Raw genomic sequence first — 22,969 nt, forward strand, 5'->3', positions numbered from 1 at the left:
CAGTATGAATACTGCAGTGACGACAACAGCGCCAATAGAATACAGCTACAACGATCGTTATATTAATCGAGAACTTTCCATTCTTGATTTCCATTTACGTGTGCTTGAACAGGCGGTTGATCCACTTCATCCTTTATTGGAACGGATGAATTTCCTGCTGATTTTTTCACGTAACTTAGATGAGTTTTTTGAAATTCGCGTAGCAGGCGTGATGGAGCAATTGACTCTAGGCAATGAAAGCCGTACGCCTGATGGTTTTACCCCTAAGCAGGTTTTGGAGCAAATCTCCATCACAGCACATGCCGCGATTGAACATCAATATCGTATTCTCAATGAGGAAATTTTGCCGAAGTTACGTGAAGAAGATATTTGCTTCTTACGTCGTGGTGAATTAACACCTGCGCAATCTGCTTGGATTAAAAAATATTTCCAAGAACAAGTTGCACCTGTTTTAACACCGATTAGTCTTGATCCAGCACATCCATTTCCACGTTTGGTGAACAAAAGCCTCAACTTTGTTGTGACATTAGAAGGTAAAGATGCCTTTGGTCGTCAAATTGATTTGGCTGTTGTTCCAGCACCACGCTCTTTACCGCGTGTCGTACGTTTACCTGATGATCTCACCGATGGGAAAGAGCATCATGTGATGCTGTCTGCCATTATCCATGAGCATGTATCCGACTTGTTCCCAGGCATGACGGCAACAGGATGTTATCAATTTCGAGTCACGCGTAACGCCGACTTGGCTTTGAATGAAGATGTTGAAGATTTGGCCAAAGCCTTGAAAGGTGAGTTGAGTTCGCGTCGTTTTGGGCGTGCGGTACGTTTGGAAGTTACACAGAATTGTCCAAAGCATATTTATGACTATTTGTTGGCTGAGTTTGAGTTGGGAGAGGAGCAACTGTATAAAGTTGATGGCCCAGTCAATTTGGCGCGTTTATTGTCAAACTTTAAACGTCCGCATTTGCGCTATGACTCGCATACGCCAGTTTTACCAAGAGTATTTAAGAAGTCAGAAAGCATCTTTGCGGCGATGCAAAAACAAGAGATTTTATTACACCATCCGTTTGAGTCGTTTGCGCCTGTGATTCAGTTATTACGTGAAGCGGCGCGTGATCCACAGGTGTTAGCGATTAAGCAAACCTTGTATCGCAGTGGTGCAGACTCGGAAATTGTACAGGTACTTGCCGAAGCTGCCCGTAATGGCAAAGAAGTGACTGCGGTCATTGAATTACGTGCGCGCTTTGATGAAGAATCCAATATCGAAGTCGCCAATGTGCTGCAAGAAGCGGGCGCTGTGGTGGTGTATGGTATCGTGGGTTATAAAACCCATGCCAAGATGATCTTGGTGGTACGCCGAGAAAATAACAAATTGGTTCGTTATGTGCATTTGGGCACAGGTAACTATCATGCAGGTAATGCTCGAATCTATACCGATTATGGGCTCATGACTACCGACAAAGAACTCTGCGAAGACGTACATCGCGTGTTCCAAGAGTTGACCGGTATGGGCAAGATGGCAAAACTGAAAAAGTTATTGCACGCGCCATTTACCTTACATGCACATTTGATTAACTTTATCGATGATGAAATTGCCAATGTGAAAGCGGGTAAACCTGCACAAATTATTATTAAAGTGAACGCCTTAACTGAAGTGCATCTCATTAATAAATTGTATGAAGCCTCGCAGGCTGGCGTACAAATTGATTTAATCATCCGTTCAATTTGCTGTTTGCGCCCAGGTTTGCCAAATTTATCCGAAAATATTCGTGTGCGCTCGATCGTAGGACGCTTTTTGGAACATACTCGTGTCTATTATTTTAGCAATAATGGTAATCCACGAATTTATTGTTCGAGTGCCGACTGGATGGATCGCAACTTATTTAATCGTGTAGAAGCTTGTTTCCCTATTGAGGAGCCTGCTTTGAAAAAACGGATTTATCAGCAAGGCTTATTGAATTATCTCAAAGACAATCAACAAGCGTGGTTATTGCAAGCGGATGGGACGTGGCAACGTGCGACTCCAGCAGAGGGCGAAGCACCTTATAACGCGCAAAGAACGTTATTAGAACTGTTTAAGTAGACAGCAATAAAAAATCGACCTGTATAGGTCGATTTTTTTATTAATTTTTTACCGTGTTGTGATTTCTACAATCAGTTGATTGACTAAATCGGCAGCTTCTAATTCTCGAATTTGAGCCACATTGCTTCCCGCCCAAAATGCACCATAGCTAAAATCATCGTGTTGGTTAGCAATCCCCATCAGTTGTTTGGCTAAATCATAGCTATATGGGTATGCCGGTACAGTGGGACGATGCGGGCTATCAATTTGGGTATGCCATGTTCCGAGCAAACCACGCGCAGGTCGTCCTGATAAACTGGCACTGATTTGGGTGATTTTTTGACTAAATAATGCTTTGCGATAAGCTGCGTTGGCACTGGAGCTTTTACATTGCACAAATGCGGTACCGAGTTGTACAGCCGAGGCACCCAGTTTAAACATGGTTTTTGCTTGATCTCCATTCATGATGCCACCTGCTGCGACCACAGGGCAGGTACAATGTTGGGTGAGCAGTTGAACAAGATCACTGGTTTTGATTGCAGCATCAACATATTGATTGAAAATACCGCGATGTCCACCTGCCTCAATGCCTTGTGCAATAATAATATCAATGCCTGCGGCTTCGATTTCCTGTGCCTCAATCAGGTTAGTGGCTGAAACCATAGTGATAATTCCAGCCTGTTTGAGTGCTTGAATTTGATGCGGATGAGGAATTCCGAAATGAAAACTGACGGCTTTGGGTTTGGTTTCTAAAACGACATTGAGGAAATCATCATTTTCTAAAAAACTCGGATAGATGCAATTCAATTGTGTGGGAGGCGTTGCATCAAATTTAGCAAATTCAGGCTGTAAATATTCAATCCATTGCTTCGCAATTTCAGCATTGAGTGGTTCTGGTTGATGGCAAAAAAAGTTGACTTGAAATGGGAGGTCCGTCAGTTCTTGCGTTTTTAAAATTTGCGCTTTGGCTGATTCAGGGGTATTTGCACCGAGGCCTAATGAACCGAGAGCACCCTGATTGGAAACTTCTGCCGCGAGTGTTGGTGTAGAAACACCAGCCATAGGAGCTAGAAAAATAGGATGTTTTATTTCTAATAATTCTAAAATTGACATGTCATTTTCCTAATTGCTTTTAAATCAACATAGCTTAGATTTTAAAAAAATAGCAAATAATAATGGTTATTTAGTTGAGGAATGCAAAGCTTATAGGAAAATACACAGGTGTTTGACCAATGATCGGTCAAACACCCAGAAAAGAGATTATTGGTAAGCAAGCATCAATAAGCCTTTAAAGAGTCCAGCGATGATCGCTAACCCTAAAAAGCCAACCAGCCACAAGCCAATGAACCATTTGATTTGTGATTTTTTCATTTGACTTCACCTCAATGATAGCCGTCGTCACCAATACGAACTTTGTCTCTAAAAATCCAGTAACCCCAAAAGGTGTAGACCAAGATGATTGGAATCATAATGCCTGCACCAACTAAGGAAAATAGCTGACTATTTCTTGGCGCAGCAGCTTCCCATATCGTGACCGACGGCGGGATGATGTATGGCCAAAGACTGATGACAAAACCTGAGTAAGCAAGAAACATCAGCATGAGGGTATAAACAAAAGGTTTATATTCACTTCGTTTTACACAGGCACGCCATGCTAGGAACGTAAAGGCGATTACTAAAATTGGAACAGGACTAAAATAAAGCAATTGCGGTAAAGCAAACCATTTTTCAGCGATTGCTGGCTGACTATAAGGCGTGTACAAGCTGACGGCAACGAAAATAGCCAATAGGGTGAAGATCAGTTTTGGCATCAGGTTGTACATTTTGTTTTGCAATTCCTGATCTGTTTTCAGGATGAGCCAGCCACAACCTAAAGCTGCATACATCACTACCACACCGAAACCCGTAAACAGTGCAAAAGGAGTCAGCCAGTCTAAACCGCCACCGACGTATATACCATTCTCAGTTTTTAAGCCCTGAATATAAGCACCTAAAATGACACCTTGGAAGAAACTTGCCAAGGTTGAACCCCAGATAAAGGCCATATCCCAAAGTGCTTTAGAACGATTGGCTTTGAAACGAAACTCAAATGCAACACCTCTAAAGATTAAGGCAATCACCATTAAGGTAATTGGCATATATAGTGCGGATAAAACAGTGGCGTAAACGATTGGAAACGCAGCGAACAAACCTGCACCGCCTAACACCATCCATGTTTCATTGCCATCCCAAACAGGTGCAACGGTATTCATCATTACGTCTCGTTCTTGTTTTCCTTTTATAAAAGGGAACAAAATGCCGATACCGAGATCAAAACCATCGAGCACCACATAGATCAATACACCAAAGGCAATGATCATTGCCCAAATGAGAGAAATATCCAACATGTTATTCTCCTTTGCCTTGATCTTTGTTTTCAAGACTGTCATCAACAGCGCTTAAAGGGCGCATTGGAGTTTTAAAATGTCCAACGCCTCCTGTCTCTGGTATTGGTGTATCGATAAACTGAGGACCTTTGTGCATTAGCTTGAGGATGTAGTAAATACCTGTACCAAAGACGATGGTATAGACCACTACAAAGATAATCAGCGTGAGTCCAACTTGTTCAGCAGAAACACTGGATAAGGCATCTTTAGTCCGTAAAACACCATAAACCACCCATGGTTGACGACCTAATTCAGTGGTAAACCAGCCTGCCAATAAAGCGATATAGCCCGTTGGTCCCATGATCAGAGCAAATTTATGAAACCATTTTTTCTCATAAATTTGATCTTTTCTACGTAGGATTAACCCCACAAGCGCCAATAAAACCATCAGTGTGCCTAGACCCACCATGATACGGAAACTCCAAAACACCAACGTTGAGTTTGGTCGATCTTCAGGAGCAAATTCTTTTAAACCTTTGACTTCGCCATCGAGACTATGTGTAAGAATCAAGCTACCCAAATAGGGGATACCCACCGCATATTTGGTGGTCTCTGCTTGCATATCAGGGATACCAAAAAGGTAAAGCGGCATAGGTTCATTGACATTGGTTTCCCAGTGTCCTTCCATCGCAGCGAGTTTTGCAGGTTGATATTTCAAAGTATTTAAACCGTGATGATCACCAATCACCACTTGTGCTGGTGCAGCAAATAAGATCATCCACATCGCCATTGAAAACGATTTTTTGACCAATGCATCACGGCGACCACGAAGTAAGTGCCAAGCAGCCGTAGCAGCCACAACTAATGCAGAAACAAGAAATGCAGCCACTGCCATGTGTGCAAAACGGTATGGGAATGACGGATTAAAGACAATCGCAAACCAATCTGTAGGAACGATGATGCCATTTTCAATCGCAAAGCCTTGTGGTGTTTGCATCCAGCTATTGGAGGATAATATCCAGAACATTGAGATACATGTACCGATGGCTACCATTAGCGTCGCAAAGAAATGCGCTTTTTCACTGACTCGCCCCCAGCCAAATAACATGATGCCGAGGAATCCAGCTTCGAGGAAAAAAGCCGAAAGCACTTCATAGGTCAGTAATGGCCCTGTGATACTTCCTGAAATACGGGAGAACTCACTCCAGTTGGTGCCGAACTGATAGCTCATCACCACACCTGAAACCACGCCCATACCAAAAGTGACGGCGAAGATTTTAAGCCAGTACTTATATAAATCTTTGTAAATTGGATCGTGGCTTTTTAGCCATTTCCATTCTAAAACCGCTAGAAAACAAGCCAGTCCAATAGAGGTGGCAGGAAAAATAATATGAAATGAAACAGTAAAAGCGAACTGGATACGTGCCAGTTCTAATGCAGTTAAACCTAAGTCCATAGCGAATTCTCCAGTACAGAGGGAGTCTGTTGAATATCATCTAAACACTGTATTTTTTTAGCGATGTATATCGCTGGCTCTTGCTGAAAGATAGCAAAAGAAATTCGATAAAGCATATATAACTCACTTTCTCAATAAGTAATTTTTGACAAACTAAATAGCTGAAAAAGCAAGCGGTGGGGCACGGCCTTGGGGAATAAGAAATAGGCGTTGTAAAGAAAAGAAGAAGCTGATGAACACTTGTTGTAGGTGCAAATAACGCACCAGTAAGCGAACGAAGACTTCTTGAATACCTAATGTTGGAGGAACAACCAATTGTCCGTAGAAAAAACAAAATGGACATTGATGATTGAAATCATGTTGATGTACGTGATTAGCTGAGTTTGAAACGACCTGATCAGAGGCAACGCTATGATGATTATGCTCAGTGTGTGAGTGGTGCGCATGCAGATCTTGCTGAGGTCTAAATTGGGATGACAAATGCAACACAGTCTCACATGCAGGAGAAATTTGATATTTCTCTGGCAATAGTGGCTGTAGAAAAACAGCAATCTGTAATGCAATTGTTGCAAATGCAAACAATATCCCAAGTCGATGTATCAAAACACTTCTCTACATTGGTCAGTTCAGAACTGCAAGGATCGAATTTAGTGGAATGTTCACACTAATTATGGATCATTCAGTAATCTCTGATCATACTACCAAACGATAGAAAAAGCTTTATTCCGCCGTAAATTAATTCTTATACATCCACTCGGATTTCAAAAAGCAAGCATCTCTAAAGGGTCTGCACATTGAATAGAGAACCGACCCAACTAGAAAATAACATAGCGAGAATTCCCCACAGTGTAATGCGTAGGCTACTCTTGAGTATTGAGGTGTTGGCTATATATCCTGACATTGCACCCAATAACGCGAGAGATAAAATCCCCGTGAGCATGACTGTCTGTGAAATATAAGCTTCAGCACTGAGCAATATCGCGAACATTGGAAGTGCTGCGCCACAAGAAAAAGCGGCAGCAGATGAGAGCGCTGCTTGAATCGGATTGGCTGCTGTATTTTCATGGATGCCGATTTCATCTCTGGCATGTGCGCCTAAGGCGTCATGTGCAGTCAGTTGTGTTGCGACTTGGTGCGCCAGTTCAGGCTCTAATCCTCGCATTATATATATTTGTGTTAACTCATTTAATTCGGCTTCAGGGTTCTTTTTTAATTCTTTTGCTTCAAATTTTAAGTCCGCTTTTTCAATATCTTCTTGAGATTTAACCGACACATATTCACCTGCTGCCATTGAGGTTGCACCCGCAATCAGTCCAGCGATACATGTAACTAAGAGCGTCTGAGAATGCGCGCCACTGGCTGCCATGCCCATGACTAAACTGGTAACAGAAATAATCCCGTCATTTGCACCAAGTACTGCCGCACGAAGCCAGCCAGAACGTTGTATCGCATGAGGTTCAGCATGGTGTGAAAAAGTCATAATGTTCTCTATTTACATTTCATTTAATTTTGAATACAAAAAAATAGAGCATCGGCTCATTTTTGAGTTATAGATATTGATTTTTATCAATGATTCATCCACTTAACTTGCTTATAAAATAACTTATTTTAACCATTCGATAACGATGATTTAGTTATAATATGTGAATAACATAACATTATAAATTGAGTTGAATTGACCTTTCCTAACATTCTATATCGGTATTCTGAGTTGAGATCTGCGATGAAAAAATCAAAAATTAAGCTGCTGAGTCATACCTTGTTTATGTTGGGTCTTTTATTCCCGATACAGCAGGTGATGAGTGCCGAGTCTGATTTTGTCAAAGAGGGGGATGCTGCTTATAAGCCAGGCAATCCAATCTATGACCGTTGGGACAGTTTTTATAAAATTGAACAAAGTCAGCCTGAGCAGGCAGAAAAAATCTTACTGGAGCTTGCACAACTGACGTCACAAGATATCAAAGTGTGGAAAAGTCTGACCTATTTACAAATTCGTTTGAATAAGCAAGATGAAGCTTTACAAAGTGTACGTCAAGCATCACAGCTTGCACCGCAAGATGACCAACTCAAATTACAACAGGCTTATTTACTCAATCAACAAAAAAATAATAAGGAAGCGTTGTCAATTTTCAAAAGTTTAACCACATCCAGTGATGCCGATATCGCGACTAAAGCACAGCAAGCGGTACAAAACTTAAGTGGTGGGGCAGTCAAACCTGTATTCAAAGATATTTATTTTGCACCATCTTATGAGTCCCGCTATGACGACTTCATTTTTCCTCTAAAAATGCGTTATGGGCGTAACTTGGATAATGGTCGTGCACAAGTCTATGGTTTTGTGAATCTTAACCGTGACACAAAATCTAAAGGTGGTGTCCGCCCAGAAATCATTGATGAAAATGCAGCGACTGTTGGTATCGGTGCCAATTATCAGCCTTGGGTATCAGTACCGATTCGAGCTTATTTAGAAGTTGGCGGTAGTTATGATTTGATTGACCGCAATCGGGATAGGTTTCGCGAAAGTGTGGTTGGTGGTGTAACTGGTTATCAGGAATGGTATTCCGATCAAAGCCTAGCGCAACGCAGTATTTGGAATGATTATTTTACCGATCTGTATGGCAATGTCGCAAGTTACTCGCGTGAGGATTATAACGTGATCGCTGATTTGAGATTGCGTTCGGGCTTTAATGTTTATCGTGGTGACACAGGTACAGTACAGACTTATGCCAAACTGCATGCATTAGCCGACTCCAAGGGTGAAAATTATAATAATTTATTTGAGTATGGTGCGGGAGTGGCTTGGCAACCCTTTAATTATGTGCCAGTAAAATTACGAGTAGAACGGCTATATGGGCATTATCTCAAAGATGCCTTAGCCAATGGTCAAGATCGCTATAACAACACACGTACCGAACTTGTATTTTATAAGGATTTCTAATCATGAAAAAACTGATTTCGATTGTATTTGGTACTCGTCCTGAACTGATCAAACTTGCCCCCGTCATTTTGCTGGCTCAACAAGATGAGCGTTTTCAAGTCGAAGTGATTTTTACGGGACAGCATGATGAATTGGTACGTGATGCGATTGAGTTCTTTCAAATTAAAATAGATCACCGATTAAAAATGATGAATGCTGGACAAAGTCTAAACCAATTATTGATTCAAGGTTTGAGTCAATTAGAAGGGATTTTTAATGACGGGCAACATCGTGATGCAATTGTGATTCAAGGCGATACCACTACAGTTTTATCGGCTGGATTGGTCGCATTTTCTATGAAAATACCTGTGGCACATGTGGAAGCTGGGTTACGTTCTTATGATTTAGATCATCCATTTCCTGAGGAAGGAAATCGCCAATTGGTCTCAAGAATCACCAAATGGCATTTCGCGCCAACGGAACAGTCCAAACAAAACCTGTTACAGGAACATATTTCAGCAGAGAGCATAACCGTAACAGGCAATACCGTTGTTGATGCAGTTTATCTGGGGCGTGCGTTGATTCATCAACAAGTCACGCAACAAGATCACTTACAGCAGCACGGTTTGGTCTTTCCAGAAAATGCGCGGATTGTATTGATCACAGCGCATCGTCGTGAAAATTTTGGCGAAGGCATTGAAAATATTTGTCATGCGGTTGAATATTTAGCACAACACTATCCTGATGTTCATTTTGTTTGGCCAGTGCATTTAAATCCGGCAGTACATGATGTAGTCCATGGTAAATTTTCTCACCATGCACAGGTTCATCTCGTCAAACCATTAGACTATCCAAGTCTACTTGCGGTGATTGATCGTGCCGCGTTTATTTTGACAGATTCAGGTGGCTTACAAGAAGAAAGCCCTTCGTTTAACAAGCCAGTGCTTATTTTGCGAGAAACTACCGAGCGTCCTGAAGTGGTTCAAGTGGGGGCAGGCATTTTAGTCGGCACAGATCAAGCGAAAATCATCGCAGAAGCTGAAAAATTACTTTCAGATCAAGCACATTATGCAAGTATGGCGAATGTGCCGAATCCGTTTGGTGATGGGAAAGCATCACAGCGAATTTTGGATCAAATTGCTCAGGGTTAATGCGGTGATTTCGCTTTTGCACTTGAACCGTATTTGAGTTTATACCACCATGCCACGACATAGACGGTCATACGGTTCATATAATGTGGGCCGTCAAAGATATAAACTTTTTGTCCTTCGTAGGCTTTCAACTGCTCAATGATTTCCCAAGGATAGGCTGAACGAAACTTTCCGTTTTTGGTGGCGCGAAAGGCTTCTAAAACAATAATTACTTTTTCTTGTCCGAATTCTTGTTGTAAGCCATCTAGTATTATTCTAGCTTGTTGGGGTGAGCGCGTGCCCACACCAACACCGTCTTGAAAGAATACGTGAGTTTGCTCAGGTAACCAACTTTTCAGCCATACATCCAAGTGTTCTGGCATAGCTTCAGCACTATAGATGCTGACCCAAAGTGGTTTGGGGAGGGTGCTCAAAGCTTGTCCTAAAATCCCTACACCGAGCCAAGTTGGATCAGCTTCGACTGGAAAGTAATATCCTTTCAAAGGAATTGTTTGGGTTTTATCAATAATTTGTTGAGAGTTTGCTGCAAGTTGAACCACTTTAGAGCGCGCTAGTTTTTCTTCATATTCGCCAGCCAAGCCCAATATAATATTTTCTGCCCATGGATTTTGATTGAGCTGTTTAAGGTTGATGTTTTTTTCCCATTTGGTGAAACCGATATCATGATCGAACCAAGATTTGGTTTGTACAACAGACCATTGGGGAACAAAGGTTGATACACCCAATAAATCCCAATTTCCTGTAGGGGGCGTTGTTTTTAAATCAGGCTGCCAAAACATTCCTTCAATGTGTGGAGGCTGCGTTTCTGATTGAATCAGATGCATGCAACCTCCCAAAAGTATGAGTACTGATATGGTTAAAGCAATGATACGTTTTAAATTATTCACTCTTATTTTTAGCATTTGGTTTTTTTCGCCAGTACCAGAGCAAGATGATGAGAATCATAATAGCAGAGATAATAGAAACCAAAATAAAGAAAGAGGATTGTTGAACCAAAGGTACTTTCTGATTTCCTACAATAATTTTCTGTAAGGTAAACACTTGACCATTTTCAGTCACCAATATTTTACTGGCATTGTTTGGAATATCTCGTTGAATCTTTTCCCAATGTTGAGTGAAATTCTGAGCGCCATTAATTGAATCAGTCAGGATATCAAAACGTTGATCATTGACACTGACTAAAAATCCATGCGTTGCGGCAGGAAGATAAACCATATCTTTATGCATTAAGATTTGTTGGCGATAGATATTCGGGTTGACGTGGACATTAATCAGTTCTGGTTTCGCAGGGTCGAATTTAACAAAATTTAATGGAACTGGATCATTGGTCATCAGCATTTTTTTGGCGACTTGGCTTACGATCATTGCGATTTCCAAACTTCCGGGCTGACCATCAATCGCAATTGTTGGGTGTGTTGCGAAGGTCATGGATAGTGATGCAACCCCATTTTTCAGTTTATGCGGTAATTTAACCGTCGATTTCTTTGTATCAATCCATAAAGAACCTTTTGCTGTCGGTAAACATTGTGAATTGACGATCACAGAGTTTTCCAACTTCATACTAAAGGTTGTGTTATTGGAAATTGTCTTTGCAAAATAGTTAAATTGTCGATTGACTGGGTCTGAATCTAAGTCAGCCGTTTTTAGACTTCCAGCCAGTCCGCCATCGATCCACGTGGTAATATTTGAACCTTCTAATAAACCACTTTGAACCCGAAGCGCAATCTGACCTTGTAAAATATCAGTGGGTTGCCAAACAGCAGGGAATGTAAGGAAAAGATTTTTTTCAGCTTGATTTAAACGAAAATCACTAATACCAAGATCAGCCAGCGTTTTAATTTGTTTAATTTTGGCCCAAGTTGGAGCAGCAAGTTTATCAGTTAGAAAGGTGGATGAAGTATTCAGTTGTTGCAAATAGTGAGGATTTAATAATCCATTAATTGCGGACTCTAACTTTTTAGCTTGATCATATTGGATACTTAAAATAGGAACGTCATTTTGAGCGCTGAGTTGTACTAAGCTGCCATTTGGCAATGGCGTTGCTGATTTAGAAATCTCAATCAAAAAATCTGCATTTTCACCATCGGGTGGGTTTTGCTCATACCATTTGACTGGTGTAACAGAACCCCATGCACTCATTAAACGCCCGAGCATTGAAGCTTCGTTTAAATTGGCTGGATTGTATTTGAGCACACCGATAAACGGCATTGGACGCACCACTTGTGGGTTAAATAAGGCATCAGGTAATTCTTTTAAATGATAAAGTGGGCGATGTCGGGTGTAATCAATTCTTGAATTGCTCAAATAGGTGACTTGGTCAACATCCTCACTACAAAAGGTGGTTCGATCTGCTGCTGGGGATGTTCGGGGAGAATACTGTTGTATAATAAAATCTAAACGATGAAAGCCACTTGGTGCTGCGGGGATATCAAAGCTGATTTCGCCCGATCCGTTGAGTTGAGTGTTATATATGAGCTTATCATCATATTTCACTAATAAAGTGGTGTAATGTTCTGTTGAATAGTCACTGCTAAAACGAATACTTTGCCATTCAGAACCCTTACCGACATAAAAGAAATGTGGCTCAATGGTGTATTTGTTGGACGTGTTAATATTGTCAAATGTCCACGTATTCAATGTATCTGCAAAAGTAAATACAGGCAAAGAGAGGGCTGCACTTGCTAATAATGTTTTGAAAATGGGATGATTTAATCGGTTTTTTTTCATTTTATTTTCTCTCCTTGCTACGTTCAGTTTTATACCACTGTAGTGAATTGCCTTGTATCTTATTTTTCAGCATGTCATAAGCCGCTTTAAATACGATAAATAAGAATATTTGTGAATAGGTCACGTAAGATAAAACTGCGAAGAAATATAGTTGAGGTTTTGCTCGTTCTAAAGATAAGGTGAACCACATCTGTGCCACATACAAGCAAAACGATAACGCCCATAACAAGGTAAAGGGTCCAGGTAAAGTAATACCTGCAATACCGAGTAAGCCTAAGGTCAGGGTGATGTGACTCCAAATCAGTGCGGGAACGAATAACACATAGCACATGATGTTGTTAAAAATTTCGATGCCAATCGGAAAAGGCTTTCTTAAAGCGATTGGTAAATATTTACTGGTGACATAGAAGTTGCCTTGAGTCCAGCGTGATCGTTGTTTGATGAAAACGCTCAAAGAAGGTGGATCTTGTTGCCAACCTACAGCATAGGGTACCCATTTAATTCGTCTTTGACCGAGAAAGATTCGGAAACTCATCTCGGTATCATCAACCAATGATTTTTCATCAAAACCACCAAGGGTTTCTAAGGCATCACGCCAAATTACATAGTTGGTTCCCATGAGGGTTGAAAGTTCAAAGCGTTGCCAACGACCTCCTTGGAAGATCCATTGAAAGAAAATAAATTCAATCGCAATAAAGCGAGTTAAAATACTATCGCGCCAATTACGGGTACGTACTTTGCCATTTACCGCAACTAGTTTTTTATCAGCAAGTAAGGTTTGGGCGAGTAGGCGTACACAGTCTGGTTCAGGCGTACTGTCTGCATCATAAACAATGATAAGTTCACCTTTGGCATGTGGTAAACCATTGTTCAGTGTTCGAGATTTGCCTTTTCCACCCATACCTTTTGGTACATTGACAATCTTAATACACGGATAAATGGCTGCCATGCGTTCAGCAATTTCAAGCGTATCGTCTTTAGAGCCATCATTGATCAATAAAACTTCATAAGCATGTGCGGGATAGTCTTGCTGCGCAATAGCATGTAGGGTGTCTTCAATCACCACACCTTCGTTATAAGCTGGAATAAGCACACTCAACATCGGCCATTCGGCTGGAATGGGTAAGTTTTCTAGCTCTTTGGCTGCATTTTTTGAGTATTTCCACGCTTGGTAACTCAACCATGCCCAAAACGCCTGTGGAATCCAGATCCCAAGAAAGCCGAATAAGAACAGAATATCAATTGCGAGCATGTATTCTCCTCCTTCGAATCATGGCAATGCTCAAAATGAGCAGTAGTGTGCCACCTAGCAACACCGAAGCCCATGAGATCGAACTTCCAAAGCTACTGAGTAGGCTAGGAAAGTGGAGTGACAATAAATAGTCCAGTGGAATTACGACGGTACTTACCGCAATCATGAAATAGCCGAAGATGTTAGTTTCGACACCTGTGGGTGTACTGGTATATTTAATCTTATTAAAGTTCCATGATATGCCTAATTGAGGATATTCGATATTGGTTATAGGTATGTCTGCCGGCGGGTTAATAAGAATTTGATAGCCAGTGGTTTGTGATGTGTTGGTCGTGGCTTGATAAAAAAAATGTTGATGGTGCTGAACTTTACGTGCAGGAATAGACAATTTATTCGGATCGTCTGATTGAATAATATAATTACCTGCGGGTTGAGCAATCAGGTTTTCATCCCAACCTGTTTCGATCAGTGCTGCTAAAGGTCTGAGTCCGAGTGCAGTTGAAAATGTTGCTTTTGAGGCAAAATATTTTGCATGCCGCATTTGAAAGAGTGCAATCGGAATAGCACCTTCATTGACTGCTTTTTTAATTTTATAATATTCAATGATACTAAAATAATCATCTGGCAGAATGACACCGGGTTTGACGCCTTTATCAATTAATTGTTTGAAACTCTCAGACTGTAATTGATCAGCGGTAAAAATTGGCCACCACGTTTCTGGGTGGGGAAATAGTTGTGTAACCGCTTCAGGAGCTTGAACTTGTGAATTTAATTCAGTTTTTGCCGATTGGATGGCGCAATGGTAATACTGCTGATAAAACTGTTGTAAGGTTGTGTCTGGAACATGTTCGGTTGCAATAAGCAAACCACAAATATTAAGAAGTACGGACATCAGGGTACCTCTCTGGCTGGTTTGAATTGAGAAAGGTACTCAGTGTGTTGTTCAATTTTCAGTTTTAAGACGGTGAGTTCTTGTAGTTGTTGAATAAAAAGGGGATGAGAATTATCCATATTGTTTTCTTCATGGATAACAATACTTTTAATTTCGCTGAGTTCTTCATTAATAAAATGATAAATCACACTGTCTCGTTCAGTCGATAATATCGCCATGATCTTATTTTGAGTTTCTTTCCAGATATCTTCACCCAACATTTCTCGAATCAGTATGGTATTGGTAATTTTGATACTGATCACTTCATAATGGTTTTTATGAGTCAGTTGCAATAACTTTTTAAGCTGATCTTGAAAGTGCTTCAGTGCAGTGAGTGGTAAAATGTCATGTTGATAATTTCGGTCATAACTTTGGATTGCACGATAGCTAGCCAATGCATTTTTAATATTATGACGTATGGCACTTAAAAAAATGGGGGCGATCGGTGCTACAAATAAGAGTAAAAGTTGACGTTCAATATAGGTTTGATTGGCCAGATCTAAAAAGAAATAGACCGCAATCGAAACAAACATGACCAAGCCCAGTATCAGCGCTTTTCCAACAGTTAAGTATGCACCCGCGATAACAAGGATCAACAGGAAGATCCAACTGCCACGATAACTTGCTGGCAACCACTCGTAAGCGACTATACCCATAAAAACTTGAGCGGAGATAATCCATAAGAGCAGTGCTGGGGCGGGATTCTTCTGCATAGTAATTTTAGTTTTATTCAGCATGTTTTGTGATCAAATTATCATTAATTTTTGGTTATTACGATAGTTTTTCTGTTATTAGGGCTTGTTGTCATTTCCTTCGCCTAATGCAGATATGCTTTGAATGTTTCGATTGCACGGACACGACTGGTTTTTAAATCGACGATTGGCGCTGGATAATTTAAGCTTTTAACTGCATTTTTAGCATAAGGTTCATGGATGGATTTGTCATCTAAATCAGCAAGCTCAGGCAGCCATTTGCGAATATAATCTCCTTGTGGATCAAATTTTTGCGATTGGCTGACTGGATTGAAGATACGGAAATAGGGCACCGCATCTGTACCTGTGGATGCACACCATTGCCATCCACCATTATTGGCAGCCAAATCGCCATCAATCAGATGTTGCATAAACCATTGTTCGCCCTTACGCCAATCAATCAGTAAATTCTTGCTTAAGAACATGGCACAAATCATGCGGACTCGATTGTGCATCCAACCTGTGGCGAGTAATTGACGCATACCTGCATCAACAATTGGAATGCCTGTTTGTCCTTGTTGCCATTTTTCCAGTCCAATTGGATCATCACGCCAGCCAATATTTTGGGTGGAGGATTTAAACGGCAAATGTTTCGAAACTTTGGGGAAATCAAACAGAATATGTTGATAAAACTCGCGCCATAACAACTCATCCAGCCATGTTTGTTGACCTTCTGATTGGATAATAAAATCACCTTGTTGTTGGCGAAATAAGGCCTGAATACATTGGCGGATTGAGATGATGCCGATATTCATATACGCCGAGAGTTGACTGGTTCCTGCTTGGGCAGGTAAGTCACGTTCATTTTTATAGTTGATCAATTTTTCATCCATAAATTGATCGAGTAAATGCAGTGCGTATGCTTCACCGATTTTCCAATTTTCTATGCATGGCTGAGGAATTTTTGCCGCGTAGTGTTGTTGTAATGCTTCAATATCTGTTTCTTGCAGTGACGAAAGATCACAGCTAATTTGGGGTTGAGTCTCAGGCAACGGATAACATTGGGGTAACCCATGTTGTAAACGCTGATAGCAGGTTTTTTTGAATGCACCAAAGACTTGATAAGGTAAATTTGATTGATTACGTATCGAAGCGACAGGGAAAAGCGTGCGGTCATTGAGTAGAATAAGATCTTTTTTATGCCGATTTAACAAGGCTTGAGTGTCATGATCACGTTTTAACTCATTTACGCCGAGTTCAATATTGGTATATATATGTTGAAAATGAAGATGCTGAGATAAATTTTCGAAGAATTTAGGGATATCTTGCCAGTGTGGCACTGTAACTGTGATCAGTGGAATATTTAACGCAGTAAGCGCTTGTTTTAGCTGTTTGAGTTGGCGTAAGTAAAACTCAATTTTAATCGGGGCATCATCATGCAGTTGCCATTGTTCAGGTGACAAGATCACCAGAGCAATCGTAGGTCCTGTTTGTGTAGCATGCCAAAGGGCAGCATGATCATGAATTCTGAGATCTTGGCGAAACCAAATCAGTTGATAATCGCTTTGCATAAAGTAAGAACCACTCAATTTATTAGAAGAGGTAAGGTGTTTTTCTTATTTTATAAAAGTGAATGTGAAAAAAAAGCAAAGCCGAGGCTTTGCTTTTTGTAGTGCTAATTCATAAATGAATTAGTGGTGATGACCACCTGCACCGTGTACGTGACCGTGATCTAATTCTTCTTGAGAAGCATCACGAATTTCTACGATTTCAACTTCAAAAGTAAGGTCTTGACCTGCAAGCGGGAAGTTTGCATCAACTAAAATGTTGTCACCTTCAATCGCTTTAACTGTTACGATCTGTACGCCGTCATCAGTTTGAGCTTGGAATTGCATACCCGGTTGGATGTTGTCTACACCTTGGAACATTTGAGCTGGAACTTCTTGCACGAGGTCAGGGTTGTATTCACCGTAACCTTCCGCAGCTGGAACGTTTACTGTGAATTTTTCGCCAACAGTTTTACCTGTAAGTGCATTTTCTAAACCAGGAATGATATTGCCTGCGCCGTGCAAATATGCAAGTGGTTCACCTTGAGATTTATCAAGTGTTTCACCCTCAGCGTTTGTTAAAGTGTAGTGGAATAAAACCACGTGGTTATTTGCAATAGCAGTCATGTTTTTAATCCATGTCATTAATTTAGGTATATATCATAAAGTGAAAAATCGTTTTTGTAGACCATTTTCCACTTTTTGAAACGATTTCGTTATAAATATGCACGAAATTAAAAATTTCAACTCAATATAGTTTAATTTTTGGACGGACACGTCTCGTGAGCAAATCTTTCATGGTGAGCATCCCTGCTTGGGTATAACCATGAATATTGGCTTGGTGTAGTCGATACAAAGAAACATACATGGTTTTGGCAATAAAACCTTGCACACTGACATCACCCAACAATTCTCCAACAGCTTGATTGCGGCTTAAAGAAACCAGCGATCCTTTGTCGTTAAAGATAAACATTGGTTGAGGCGAGCCTGATAACCGTGCTGCTAATGCATCGACCAAGAAAGTCGCTTGTTGGCTTGCCACTTGCGCACGTGGTCCCAAAGGTGGTTGACGCGCATCTAACTGACAATGTGCACAATCACCAAATGCGAACACGTTTGGATCAGAATACGTCTGTAAGGTCGCATAGACCATTAAACGGTTAATTTTGTCACGTTTAAAATCAGTAAATGACTCTAGAATTTTAGGTGCTTTCACGCCAGCCGCCCATACCGTAATATCCGAATGCAAAACATGCCCATTACTAAAGTAGACATTAGACTGATCTACTTTTTGTACTTTGTGCTCCGTCAGAACCTCGATGCCCATTTTCTTGAGTTGCTTGGCGCTATGCGCTGCTGTTTTCTCATTGAGTGCAGGTAAGATGCGATCAGATGCTTCGATTAAGGTGATTTTGACTTGCTTCGGATTAATTTTCTTTAATCCATAGCGATAAAAGTTCTTGGTGGTTTCAATCAGCTCTGCTGCCAATTCAACACCAGTCGCGCCTGCACCAACGATTCCAATATTCAAGGCGCGGTCATTGGGTTGATTTTGCGCTTCGATATAAAGGTGGAATAAATCTTGTTGGAAAATGTCTGCTTGTTGACGACTGTCTAGGAAATGACAATATTCACGAACGCCTTCAGTACCAAAATCATTGGAGACCGAACCTACAGCCAGTACCAAAGTGTCATAACTTAAGCTTTGAATTTGTGGGGTATGTTCTTTGGAAAGCTGAGGGGGAGCGAGGGTAATTTGTTTTTGATCTTTATTAACCTCAATTAAAGTACCAAGCACAAATTCAAAGTGATGCTTTTCTGCGTGAGCAAAATAATTGGTTTGTTCTTCGTGAGGGTTGATTGAGCCAGCGGCGATTTCGTGAAGGAGCGGTTTCCAGATATGGGTCAGGTTCTGATCGACTAAAGTAATTTTAGCTTTGTTACGTCGACCAAAACGTTCACCGAGTTGTGTTGCAAGCTCTAAACCACCTGCGCCACCGCCCACAATCACGATATGATGTAAGGTTTTGCTCATGATTAACCTGATTATTTTTGTGAAAGGATGGGGGGATTATGCCATCCTTTTTTTATTTGTGTATGGTTAATCTTGATAAAATTAGTCGAGTTTCTATCCTTGATTTAAAGGATGAAGTTTGGCAGCTTGATTATCATTTGTTGAGAAAAACGAGAACAAGTTGGAAAACCAAGTCATGATTCTTTGAAAAAGATTGGCTTCTTCAATTTGCACATCATTTTCAATTTGTAAGCTGCGAAGTAACTGATTATTTTGATAAATTGAAACCGTGGCGAGGTTCATGGCTTGGGTCAATGGTGCAGTTAAATGTTGTTGATTAAGTTCAATATTGATATGCGTATTGGTCGTTTGTAGCGGCTCGACTGGAGTGATTTGTTGATTTGTATCAAGCACCTGAATCCGTTGAGTGGCTAAATCAAAAGTATTTAAATCAATCGGTGCGAGTTGAGCATATAAAGACGTAGTCACAATGGTTGGCTGTTGTGTTTCAACTTTAAACATTTTCAAAGTTGATTTAATCACTGGAAGTTCAGCAATCAGTCTATGCTTTGGAATGACTTCCTCATCACGCGTATAAGTATAAGCCAAGTTCATTAACTTGTGTGCTACCTCAGCGCGTTTTATGGCGTTTGGCGTGCCCAGTACAACCACAATTAAACGTCGGCTATCTACATGTGAATTGAACGTAGGACGCTCTGCGGTTAAAGCTAAATTGTAGCCTGCTGCTTTGGTATAACCCGTTTTTAAGCCGTCAGAGGTCGGATCCATTTTGAGGGCAAGGTTAGTTGCACGATGGAAACGTTGATTGTAGCTAAAACTTGGCATTTTTGAATAAATCAAATAGTTCGGTGTTTTGGTGACAATGGCTTGCGCAAGCAAACTGAGATCGGCAGCAGTCGAATAATGATCGGTCATGGTGATGCCTGAGGGATTACTAAAACGAGTATCTTTCATCCCTAAAGCTTGCGCTTCTTGATTCATTCGAGCCAAAAATTGCGGCACGCTCCCTGAAATTTTTTCAGCCAGAGTTAAGGCGGCATCATTGGCAGACATGATGATCAGACCTGCCAACAATTGATCCACTGAAATTTGTTCGCCTGCTTTCAAATACATTTGCGACTCATCCCACATCACTGAATTGACAACAGGTGTGGCGGTAAGCACATCTTCTTTACGTAATTTGCCTGCTTCGATTTCTTTTAAAGCAATATAAGCCACCATCATTTTGGTCAACGATGCTGGCGCACGCTGCACATGACTATTGTGTTCAGCAATAATTTGTCCTGATTGTATATCGATGATCGACCACGCCTGAGCTTCGACTGTTTCGGGCATAATATTGAGTAAATTTGCATGTGTTAGCTGAGCCAAAAGCATGCTAAGAAATAAACAGAGGGAGAGATAAAATTTCACTTAAATACCTTTTACAGCCGATCCAGTGGCATGAACGCAAGAAAAGCATGCTATGACTTTTCTGCCATAGAATCCAGCAACTTTTGCAGACAATTTCGACAACTGCGCAAGACTTTGTAAAAAAAATGATAAGCTGTGAGAAATCTTTCTATTTGCTATTTTGAACTATGCTGCACTATCAAATTGAGTTCGATGATTATCGCCAACACCTCATTCACGTCACGCTTCGTTTTCTTGCCAACCCAAATCAAGAACTTTGGTTGCCAACTTGGATTCCGGGGAGTTATCTGATTCGTGAGTTTTCAAAGCATATCGAGTCGGTTAAAGCATCGGATGAAGCAGGACGTTTACTCAGTATTAAGAAAACCGAGAAAAATCGCTGGCGGTTATTCAATACCGACCATGAACTGATTACGGTTGAATATGATGTCTATGCATACGATTTATCGGTGCGTGGTGCTTACGTAGATCAAACTCGTGTGTATGTGAATCCAGCTTGTGTTTGTTTAGGGCTTCAGGATCAAGAACAATCACCATGTGAAGTGGAACTGTTCCTACCGAATGAATTGAAGCATTTTCAGATTGCTACAGGTTTGCCTGCGAAAAGTTTAGTCAAAGGACGTTTTACTTTAAAAGCTGAAAATTATGATCAGCTGATTGATAGTCCATTTGAACTCGCTGATCAAAGTCGGTTTAGTTTTGAAGCAAATGGTATTCCACACGAGTTTGTGATTTCAGGTAAACACAGTACCAATCTGCAACGTTTACAAGCTGATATCGAAAAAATATGTCGTACTGAAATCGATATGTTTGGCTCAGCACCATTTCAAAACTATAGCTTTATGACCATGGCGACAGGCAATAGCTATGGTGGTTTGGAACATTGCAATAGCACCAGTTTGATTACCCCGCGTGATGATCTACCGAAAGTAGATGAAGCAGAAGAGCCATCTAAGGATTATCAACGTTTCTTAGGTTTATGTAGTCATGAATATTTCCATTCATGGTTAGTGAAATTTATTCGCCCAGAAAACTTTGCCAATTATGATTTGCACAAAGAGGGCTATACCAGCTTACTTTGGATATTTGAAGGCTTTACCTCTTATTATGACGATCTGATTTTGTTACGTAGTGGTGTCATTTCACAAGCATCGTATTTAGATTTATTAAAAGCGCAAATTGATCGTTATTTACAAAACCCTGGACGTTTTATTCAGTCTGTTTCTGAGTCGAGTTTTGATGCTTGGATTAAGTTCTATCGTCAGGATGAGAACTCTATTAACGCAGGCACAAGTTACTATAACAAAGGCAGCTTAGTGGCGCTTTGCCTAGACATGGGTTTGCGTTTAAGAGGTTCAAGTCTAGATGCTTTGATGCGTCGTTTATATGAAAATACGCAACAGGGAATTCAGGTCAATGATCGAACAATTTTTGAGTTGTGTCATGAACTGACGGGGGATGATTGGGTTGAGCAAATTAATCATTTGATCAATACCACTGACGAACTGCCACTGGACCAATTATTGCCAGAATTTGGTTTAAATTATACGATCAAAAATGAAAAAGCACTTCCGTTTGGTTTGAAAACGGTAGATAAAGCTGAGGGCGTAGTCATACAGCAGGTTCGCCGTGACAGTACTGCGGCTCAGGCGGGATTATCTGCCAATGATGTGATTATTGCCATTGATGGTTTAAAAGCATCAGAGAAACTGCTCGCCCAATATTCGAAGCAGCAAGCTTCATTTACCGTGTTTGCTTTCCGTCGAGATGAGTTCTTGCAATTTGAGCTTCAGGGCGGAGAAAATCCACTCACCACGGTTGAATTGAAAGTTGAAGATCAAAGCAAAGTAGATGCTTGGTTGAAGGTATAAGATATAAAGAGAGAGGGGCAACCCTCTCTTTTATTCAAATGCGGAGATTGATGATCGAATAAGATGATCAATCTAGTTTTATTGGTTGTAAACGATTAGTTTCCACGATAGGTCGAATAACCATAAGGACTGATTAAAAGGGGAATATGATAGTGTTCAAGTTTTCCATCGATCATAAAAATGACGGGTACTTCTGGAAAAAATGAATTCTGATTATTGTCTTTAAACCATTCGCCTGTCTTAAAAGTTACTTTATAAACTCCTTTTTTTAATGCTGTATTTTTGGGATAAAGTTCACTAATCCGACCTTGTTGATTGGTTACGCCAGAACTTATTTCCTTCCACTTGTTTTTTTCTTGAGTTTCCAGAGTGACTTTTACGTTGGCGGAGGGAAGACCGTTTTCTAAATTGAGTACATGTACACTTAAAGGATTTTGTGCATAACACATAGAAGTAAAAACAATACCGATAAGTACGATAAAAGTTTTAATCATTTGATTGATCCAAAAATTATAAAAGTTTCCAATTTTAATCATTTGTTAAAAAAAG

At 40.5% G+C, this 22,969-nt stretch carries 19 protein-coding genes; 4 read left to right on the forward strand and 15 right to left on the reverse strand.

The window, feature by feature from the left end; all coding sequences use genetic code 11:
- The first annotated feature begins 4 nt into the window (after window positions 1-4).
- Complete coding sequence (ppk1, locus tag EAH57_RS07420) at window positions 5-2,083, forward strand: polyphosphate kinase 1 (protein ID WP_121929506.1); 2,079 nt, start codon at window positions 5-7, stop codon at window positions 2,081-2,083.
- 48 nt (window positions 2,084-2,131) lie between these two features.
- Here ppk1 and EAH57_RS07425 read toward each other — a convergent pair whose 3' ends face one another.
- The 5 genes from EAH57_RS07425 to EAH57_RS07445 all read right to left on the reverse strand — a co-directional run bounded on the left by EAH57_RS07425 (window position 2,132) and on the right by EAH57_RS07445 (window position 7,364).
- The gene (locus EAH57_RS07425; RefSeq protein ID WP_121929507.1) at window positions 2,132-3,175 is read right to left on the reverse strand and encodes an NAD(P)H-dependent flavin oxidoreductase; all 1,044 of its coding nucleotides are present in this window, start codon (window positions 3,173-3,175) and stop codon (window positions 2,132-2,134) included.
- Window positions 3,176-3,444: 269 nt separating this feature from the next.
- Window positions 3,445-4,449 carry a cytochrome d ubiquinol oxidase subunit II gene (gene cydB, locus EAH57_RS07430; RefSeq protein ID WP_121929508.1) on the reverse strand — a complete coding sequence of 335 codons (1,005 nt, stop codon included), beginning with the start codon at window positions 4,447-4,449 and terminating at the stop codon, window positions 3,445-3,447.
- Between the two features lies 1 nt (window position 4,450).
- Entirely contained in the window at window positions 4,451-5,884 is a 1,434-nt protein-coding gene (locus tag EAH57_RS07435; RefSeq protein ID WP_005197855.1) for a cytochrome ubiquinol oxidase subunit I, read from the reverse strand.
- Between the two features lie 153 nt (window positions 5,885-6,037).
- Complete coding sequence (locus EAH57_RS07440) at window positions 6,038-6,487, reverse strand: DUF2946 family protein (protein WP_171407410.1); 450 nt, start codon at window positions 6,485-6,487, stop codon at window positions 6,038-6,040.
- Between the two features lie 175 nt (window positions 6,488-6,662).
- Entirely contained in the window at window positions 6,663-7,364 is a 702-nt protein-coding gene (locus tag EAH57_RS07445; RefSeq protein WP_121929510.1) for a VIT1/CCC1 transporter family protein, read from the reverse strand.
- A 243-nt stretch (window positions 7,365-7,607) separates the two neighbouring features.
- Between EAH57_RS07445 and EAH57_RS07450 the strand changes: the two genes are divergently transcribed.
- Both EAH57_RS07450 and wecB read left to right on the forward strand, forming a co-directional pair.
- The gene (locus tag EAH57_RS07450; RefSeq protein ID WP_121929511.1) at window positions 7,608-8,822 is read left to right on the forward strand and encodes a tetratricopeptide repeat protein; all 1,215 of its coding nucleotides are present in this window, start codon (window positions 7,608-7,610) and stop codon (window positions 8,820-8,822) included.
- Window positions 8,823-8,824: 2 nt separating this feature from the next.
- Window positions 8,825-9,952 carry a non-hydrolyzing UDP-N-acetylglucosamine 2-epimerase gene (gene wecB, locus EAH57_RS07455; protein ID WP_121929512.1) on the forward strand — a complete coding sequence of 376 codons (1,128 nt, stop codon included), beginning with the start codon at window positions 8,825-8,827 and terminating at the stop codon, window positions 9,950-9,952.
- On the opposite strand, the gene EAH57_RS07460 is transcribed toward wecB, so the two are convergent.
- From EAH57_RS07460 to EAH57_RS07500, 9 genes are all read right to left on the reverse strand, one after another.
- Window positions 9,949-10,854 (reverse strand): hypothetical protein, encoded by a 906-nt coding sequence (locus tag EAH57_RS07460; protein WP_121929513.1) that lies wholly within the window; start codon window positions 10,852-10,854, stop codon window positions 9,949-9,951. The genes wecB and EAH57_RS07460 overlap by 4 nt on opposite strands.
- Complete coding sequence (locus EAH57_RS07465; protein WP_121929514.1) at window positions 10,832-12,679, reverse strand: hypothetical protein; 1,848 nt, start codon at window positions 12,677-12,679, stop codon at window positions 10,832-10,834. The genes EAH57_RS07460 and EAH57_RS07465 overlap by 23 nt, the downstream gene beginning before the upstream one ends.
- Before the next feature lies 1 nt (window position 12,680).
- Window positions 12,681-13,931 (reverse strand): glycosyltransferase family 2 protein, encoded by a 1,251-nt coding sequence (locus tag EAH57_RS07470; protein WP_121929515.1) that lies wholly within the window; start codon window positions 13,929-13,931, stop codon window positions 12,681-12,683.
- Window positions 13,918-14,823, reverse strand: a complete 906-nt coding sequence (locus EAH57_RS07475; RefSeq protein ID WP_121929516.1) for a hypothetical protein — start codon at window positions 14,821-14,823, stop codon at window positions 13,918-13,920. Before EAH57_RS07475 ends, EAH57_RS07470 begins: the two co-directional genes overlap by 14 nt.
- Window positions 14,823-15,575, reverse strand: coding sequence for a hypothetical protein (locus EAH57_RS07480; protein WP_034595601.1), 753 nt, complete (start codon window positions 15,573-15,575; stop codon window positions 14,823-14,825). Before EAH57_RS07480 ends, EAH57_RS07475 begins: the two co-directional genes overlap by 1 nt.
- Window positions 15,576-15,679: 104 nt before the next feature.
- The gene (locus tag EAH57_RS07485; RefSeq protein WP_121929517.1) at window positions 15,680-17,125 is read right to left on the reverse strand and encodes a cryptochrome/photolyase family protein; all 1,446 of its coding nucleotides are present in this window, start codon (window positions 17,123-17,125) and stop codon (window positions 15,680-15,682) included.
- Window positions 17,126-17,245: 120 nt separating this feature from the next.
- The gene (locus EAH57_RS07490; protein WP_004670404.1) at window positions 17,246-17,728 is read right to left on the reverse strand and encodes an FKBP-type peptidyl-prolyl cis-trans isomerase; all 483 of its coding nucleotides are present in this window, start codon (window positions 17,726-17,728) and stop codon (window positions 17,246-17,248) included.
- Between the two features lie 121 nt (window positions 17,729-17,849).
- Window positions 17,850-19,136 (reverse strand): NAD(P)/FAD-dependent oxidoreductase, encoded by a 1,287-nt coding sequence (locus EAH57_RS07495; protein WP_121929518.1) that lies wholly within the window; start codon window positions 19,134-19,136, stop codon window positions 17,850-17,852.
- A 93-nt stretch (window positions 19,137-19,229) separates the two neighbouring features.
- Complete coding sequence (locus EAH57_RS07500) at window positions 19,230-20,549, reverse strand: D-alanyl-D-alanine carboxypeptidase PBP6B (RefSeq protein WP_147440121.1); 1,320 nt, start codon at window positions 20,547-20,549, stop codon at window positions 19,230-19,232.
- Window positions 20,550-20,716: 167 nt separating this feature from the next.
- Here EAH57_RS07500 and EAH57_RS07505 point away from each other — a divergent pair, with 167 nt between their 5' ends.
- On the forward strand, window positions 20,717-22,420 hold the full coding sequence (locus EAH57_RS07505; protein WP_121929520.1) for a M61 family metallopeptidase: 1,704 nt from the start codon (window positions 20,717-20,719) through the stop codon (window positions 22,418-22,420).
- Between the two features lie 95 nt (window positions 22,421-22,515).
- Here the strand turns inward: EAH57_RS07505 and uraH are convergent, their stop codons facing one another.
- The gene (uraH, locus tag EAH57_RS07510) at window positions 22,516-22,914 is read right to left on the reverse strand and encodes a hydroxyisourate hydrolase (protein ID WP_004670413.1); all 399 of its coding nucleotides are present in this window, start codon (window positions 22,912-22,914) and stop codon (window positions 22,516-22,518) included.
- Window positions 22,915-22,969 lie beyond the last annotated feature (55 nt).

Source organism: Acinetobacter sp. 2JN-4, assembly GCF_003687745.1.
GTDB classification, from domain to species: Bacteria; Pseudomonadota; Gammaproteobacteria; order Pseudomonadales; family Moraxellaceae; genus Acinetobacter; species Acinetobacter halotolerans.

What these genes read in the sequence shown, in the direction of transcription:
- ppk1 (WP_121929506.1), top strand. Translation starts at nt 5, where the DNA reads ATGAATACTGCAGTGACGACAACAGCGCCAATAGAATACAGCTACAAC.
- EAH57_RS07425 (WP_121929507.1), bottom strand. Translation starts at nt 3,175, where the DNA reads ATGTCAATTTTAGAATTATTAGAAATAAAACATCCTATTTTTCTAGCT.
- cydB (WP_121929508.1), bottom strand. Translation starts at nt 4,449, where the DNA reads ATGTTGGATATTTCTCTCATTTGGGCAATGATCATTGCCTTTGGTGTA.
- EAH57_RS07435 (WP_005197855.1), bottom strand. Translation starts at nt 5,884, where the DNA reads ATGGACTTAGGTTTAACTGCATTAGAACTGGCACGTATCCAGTTCGCT.
- EAH57_RS07445 (WP_121929510.1), bottom strand. Translation starts at nt 7,364, where the DNA reads ATGACTTTTTCACACCATGCTGAACCTCATGCGATACAACGTTCTGGC.
- EAH57_RS07450 (WP_121929511.1), top strand. Translation starts at nt 7,608, where the DNA reads ATGAAAAAATCAAAAATTAAGCTGCTGAGTCATACCTTGTTTATGTTG.
- wecB (WP_121929512.1), top strand. Translation starts at nt 8,825, where the DNA reads ATGAAAAAACTGATTTCGATTGTATTTGGTACTCGTCCTGAACTGATC.
- EAH57_RS07460 (WP_121929513.1), bottom strand. Translation starts at nt 10,854, where the DNA reads ATGCTAAAAATAAGAGTGAATAATTTAAAACGTATCATTGCTTTAACC.
- EAH57_RS07465 (WP_121929514.1), bottom strand. Translation starts at nt 12,679, where the DNA reads ATGAAAAAAAACCGATTAAATCATCCCATTTTCAAAACATTATTAGCA.
- EAH57_RS07470 (WP_121929515.1), bottom strand. Translation starts at nt 13,931, where the DNA reads ATGCTCGCAATTGATATTCTGTTCTTATTCGGCTTTCTTGGGATCTGG.
- EAH57_RS07475 (WP_121929516.1), bottom strand. Translation starts at nt 14,823, where the DNA reads ATGTCCGTACTTCTTAATATTTGTGGTTTGCTTATTGCAACCGAACAT.
- EAH57_RS07480 (WP_034595601.1), bottom strand. Translation starts at nt 15,575, where the DNA reads ATGCAGAAGAATCCCGCCCCAGCACTGCTCTTATGGATTATCTCCGCT.
- EAH57_RS07485 (WP_121929517.1), bottom strand. Translation starts at nt 17,125, where the DNA reads ATGCAAAGCGATTATCAACTGATTTGGTTTCGCCAAGATCTCAGAATT.
- EAH57_RS07490 (WP_004670404.1), bottom strand. Translation starts at nt 17,728, where the DNA reads ATGACTGCTATTGCAAATAACCACGTGGTTTTATTCCACTACACTTTA.
- EAH57_RS07495 (WP_121929518.1), bottom strand. Translation starts at nt 19,136, where the DNA reads ATGAGCAAAACCTTACATCATATCGTGATTGTGGGCGGTGGCGCAGGT.
- EAH57_RS07505 (WP_121929520.1), top strand. Translation starts at nt 20,717, where the DNA reads ATGCTGCACTATCAAATTGAGTTCGATGATTATCGCCAACACCTCATT.
- uraH (WP_004670413.1), bottom strand. Translation starts at nt 22,914, where the DNA reads ATGATTAAAACTTTTATCGTACTTATCGGTATTGTTTTTACTTCTATG.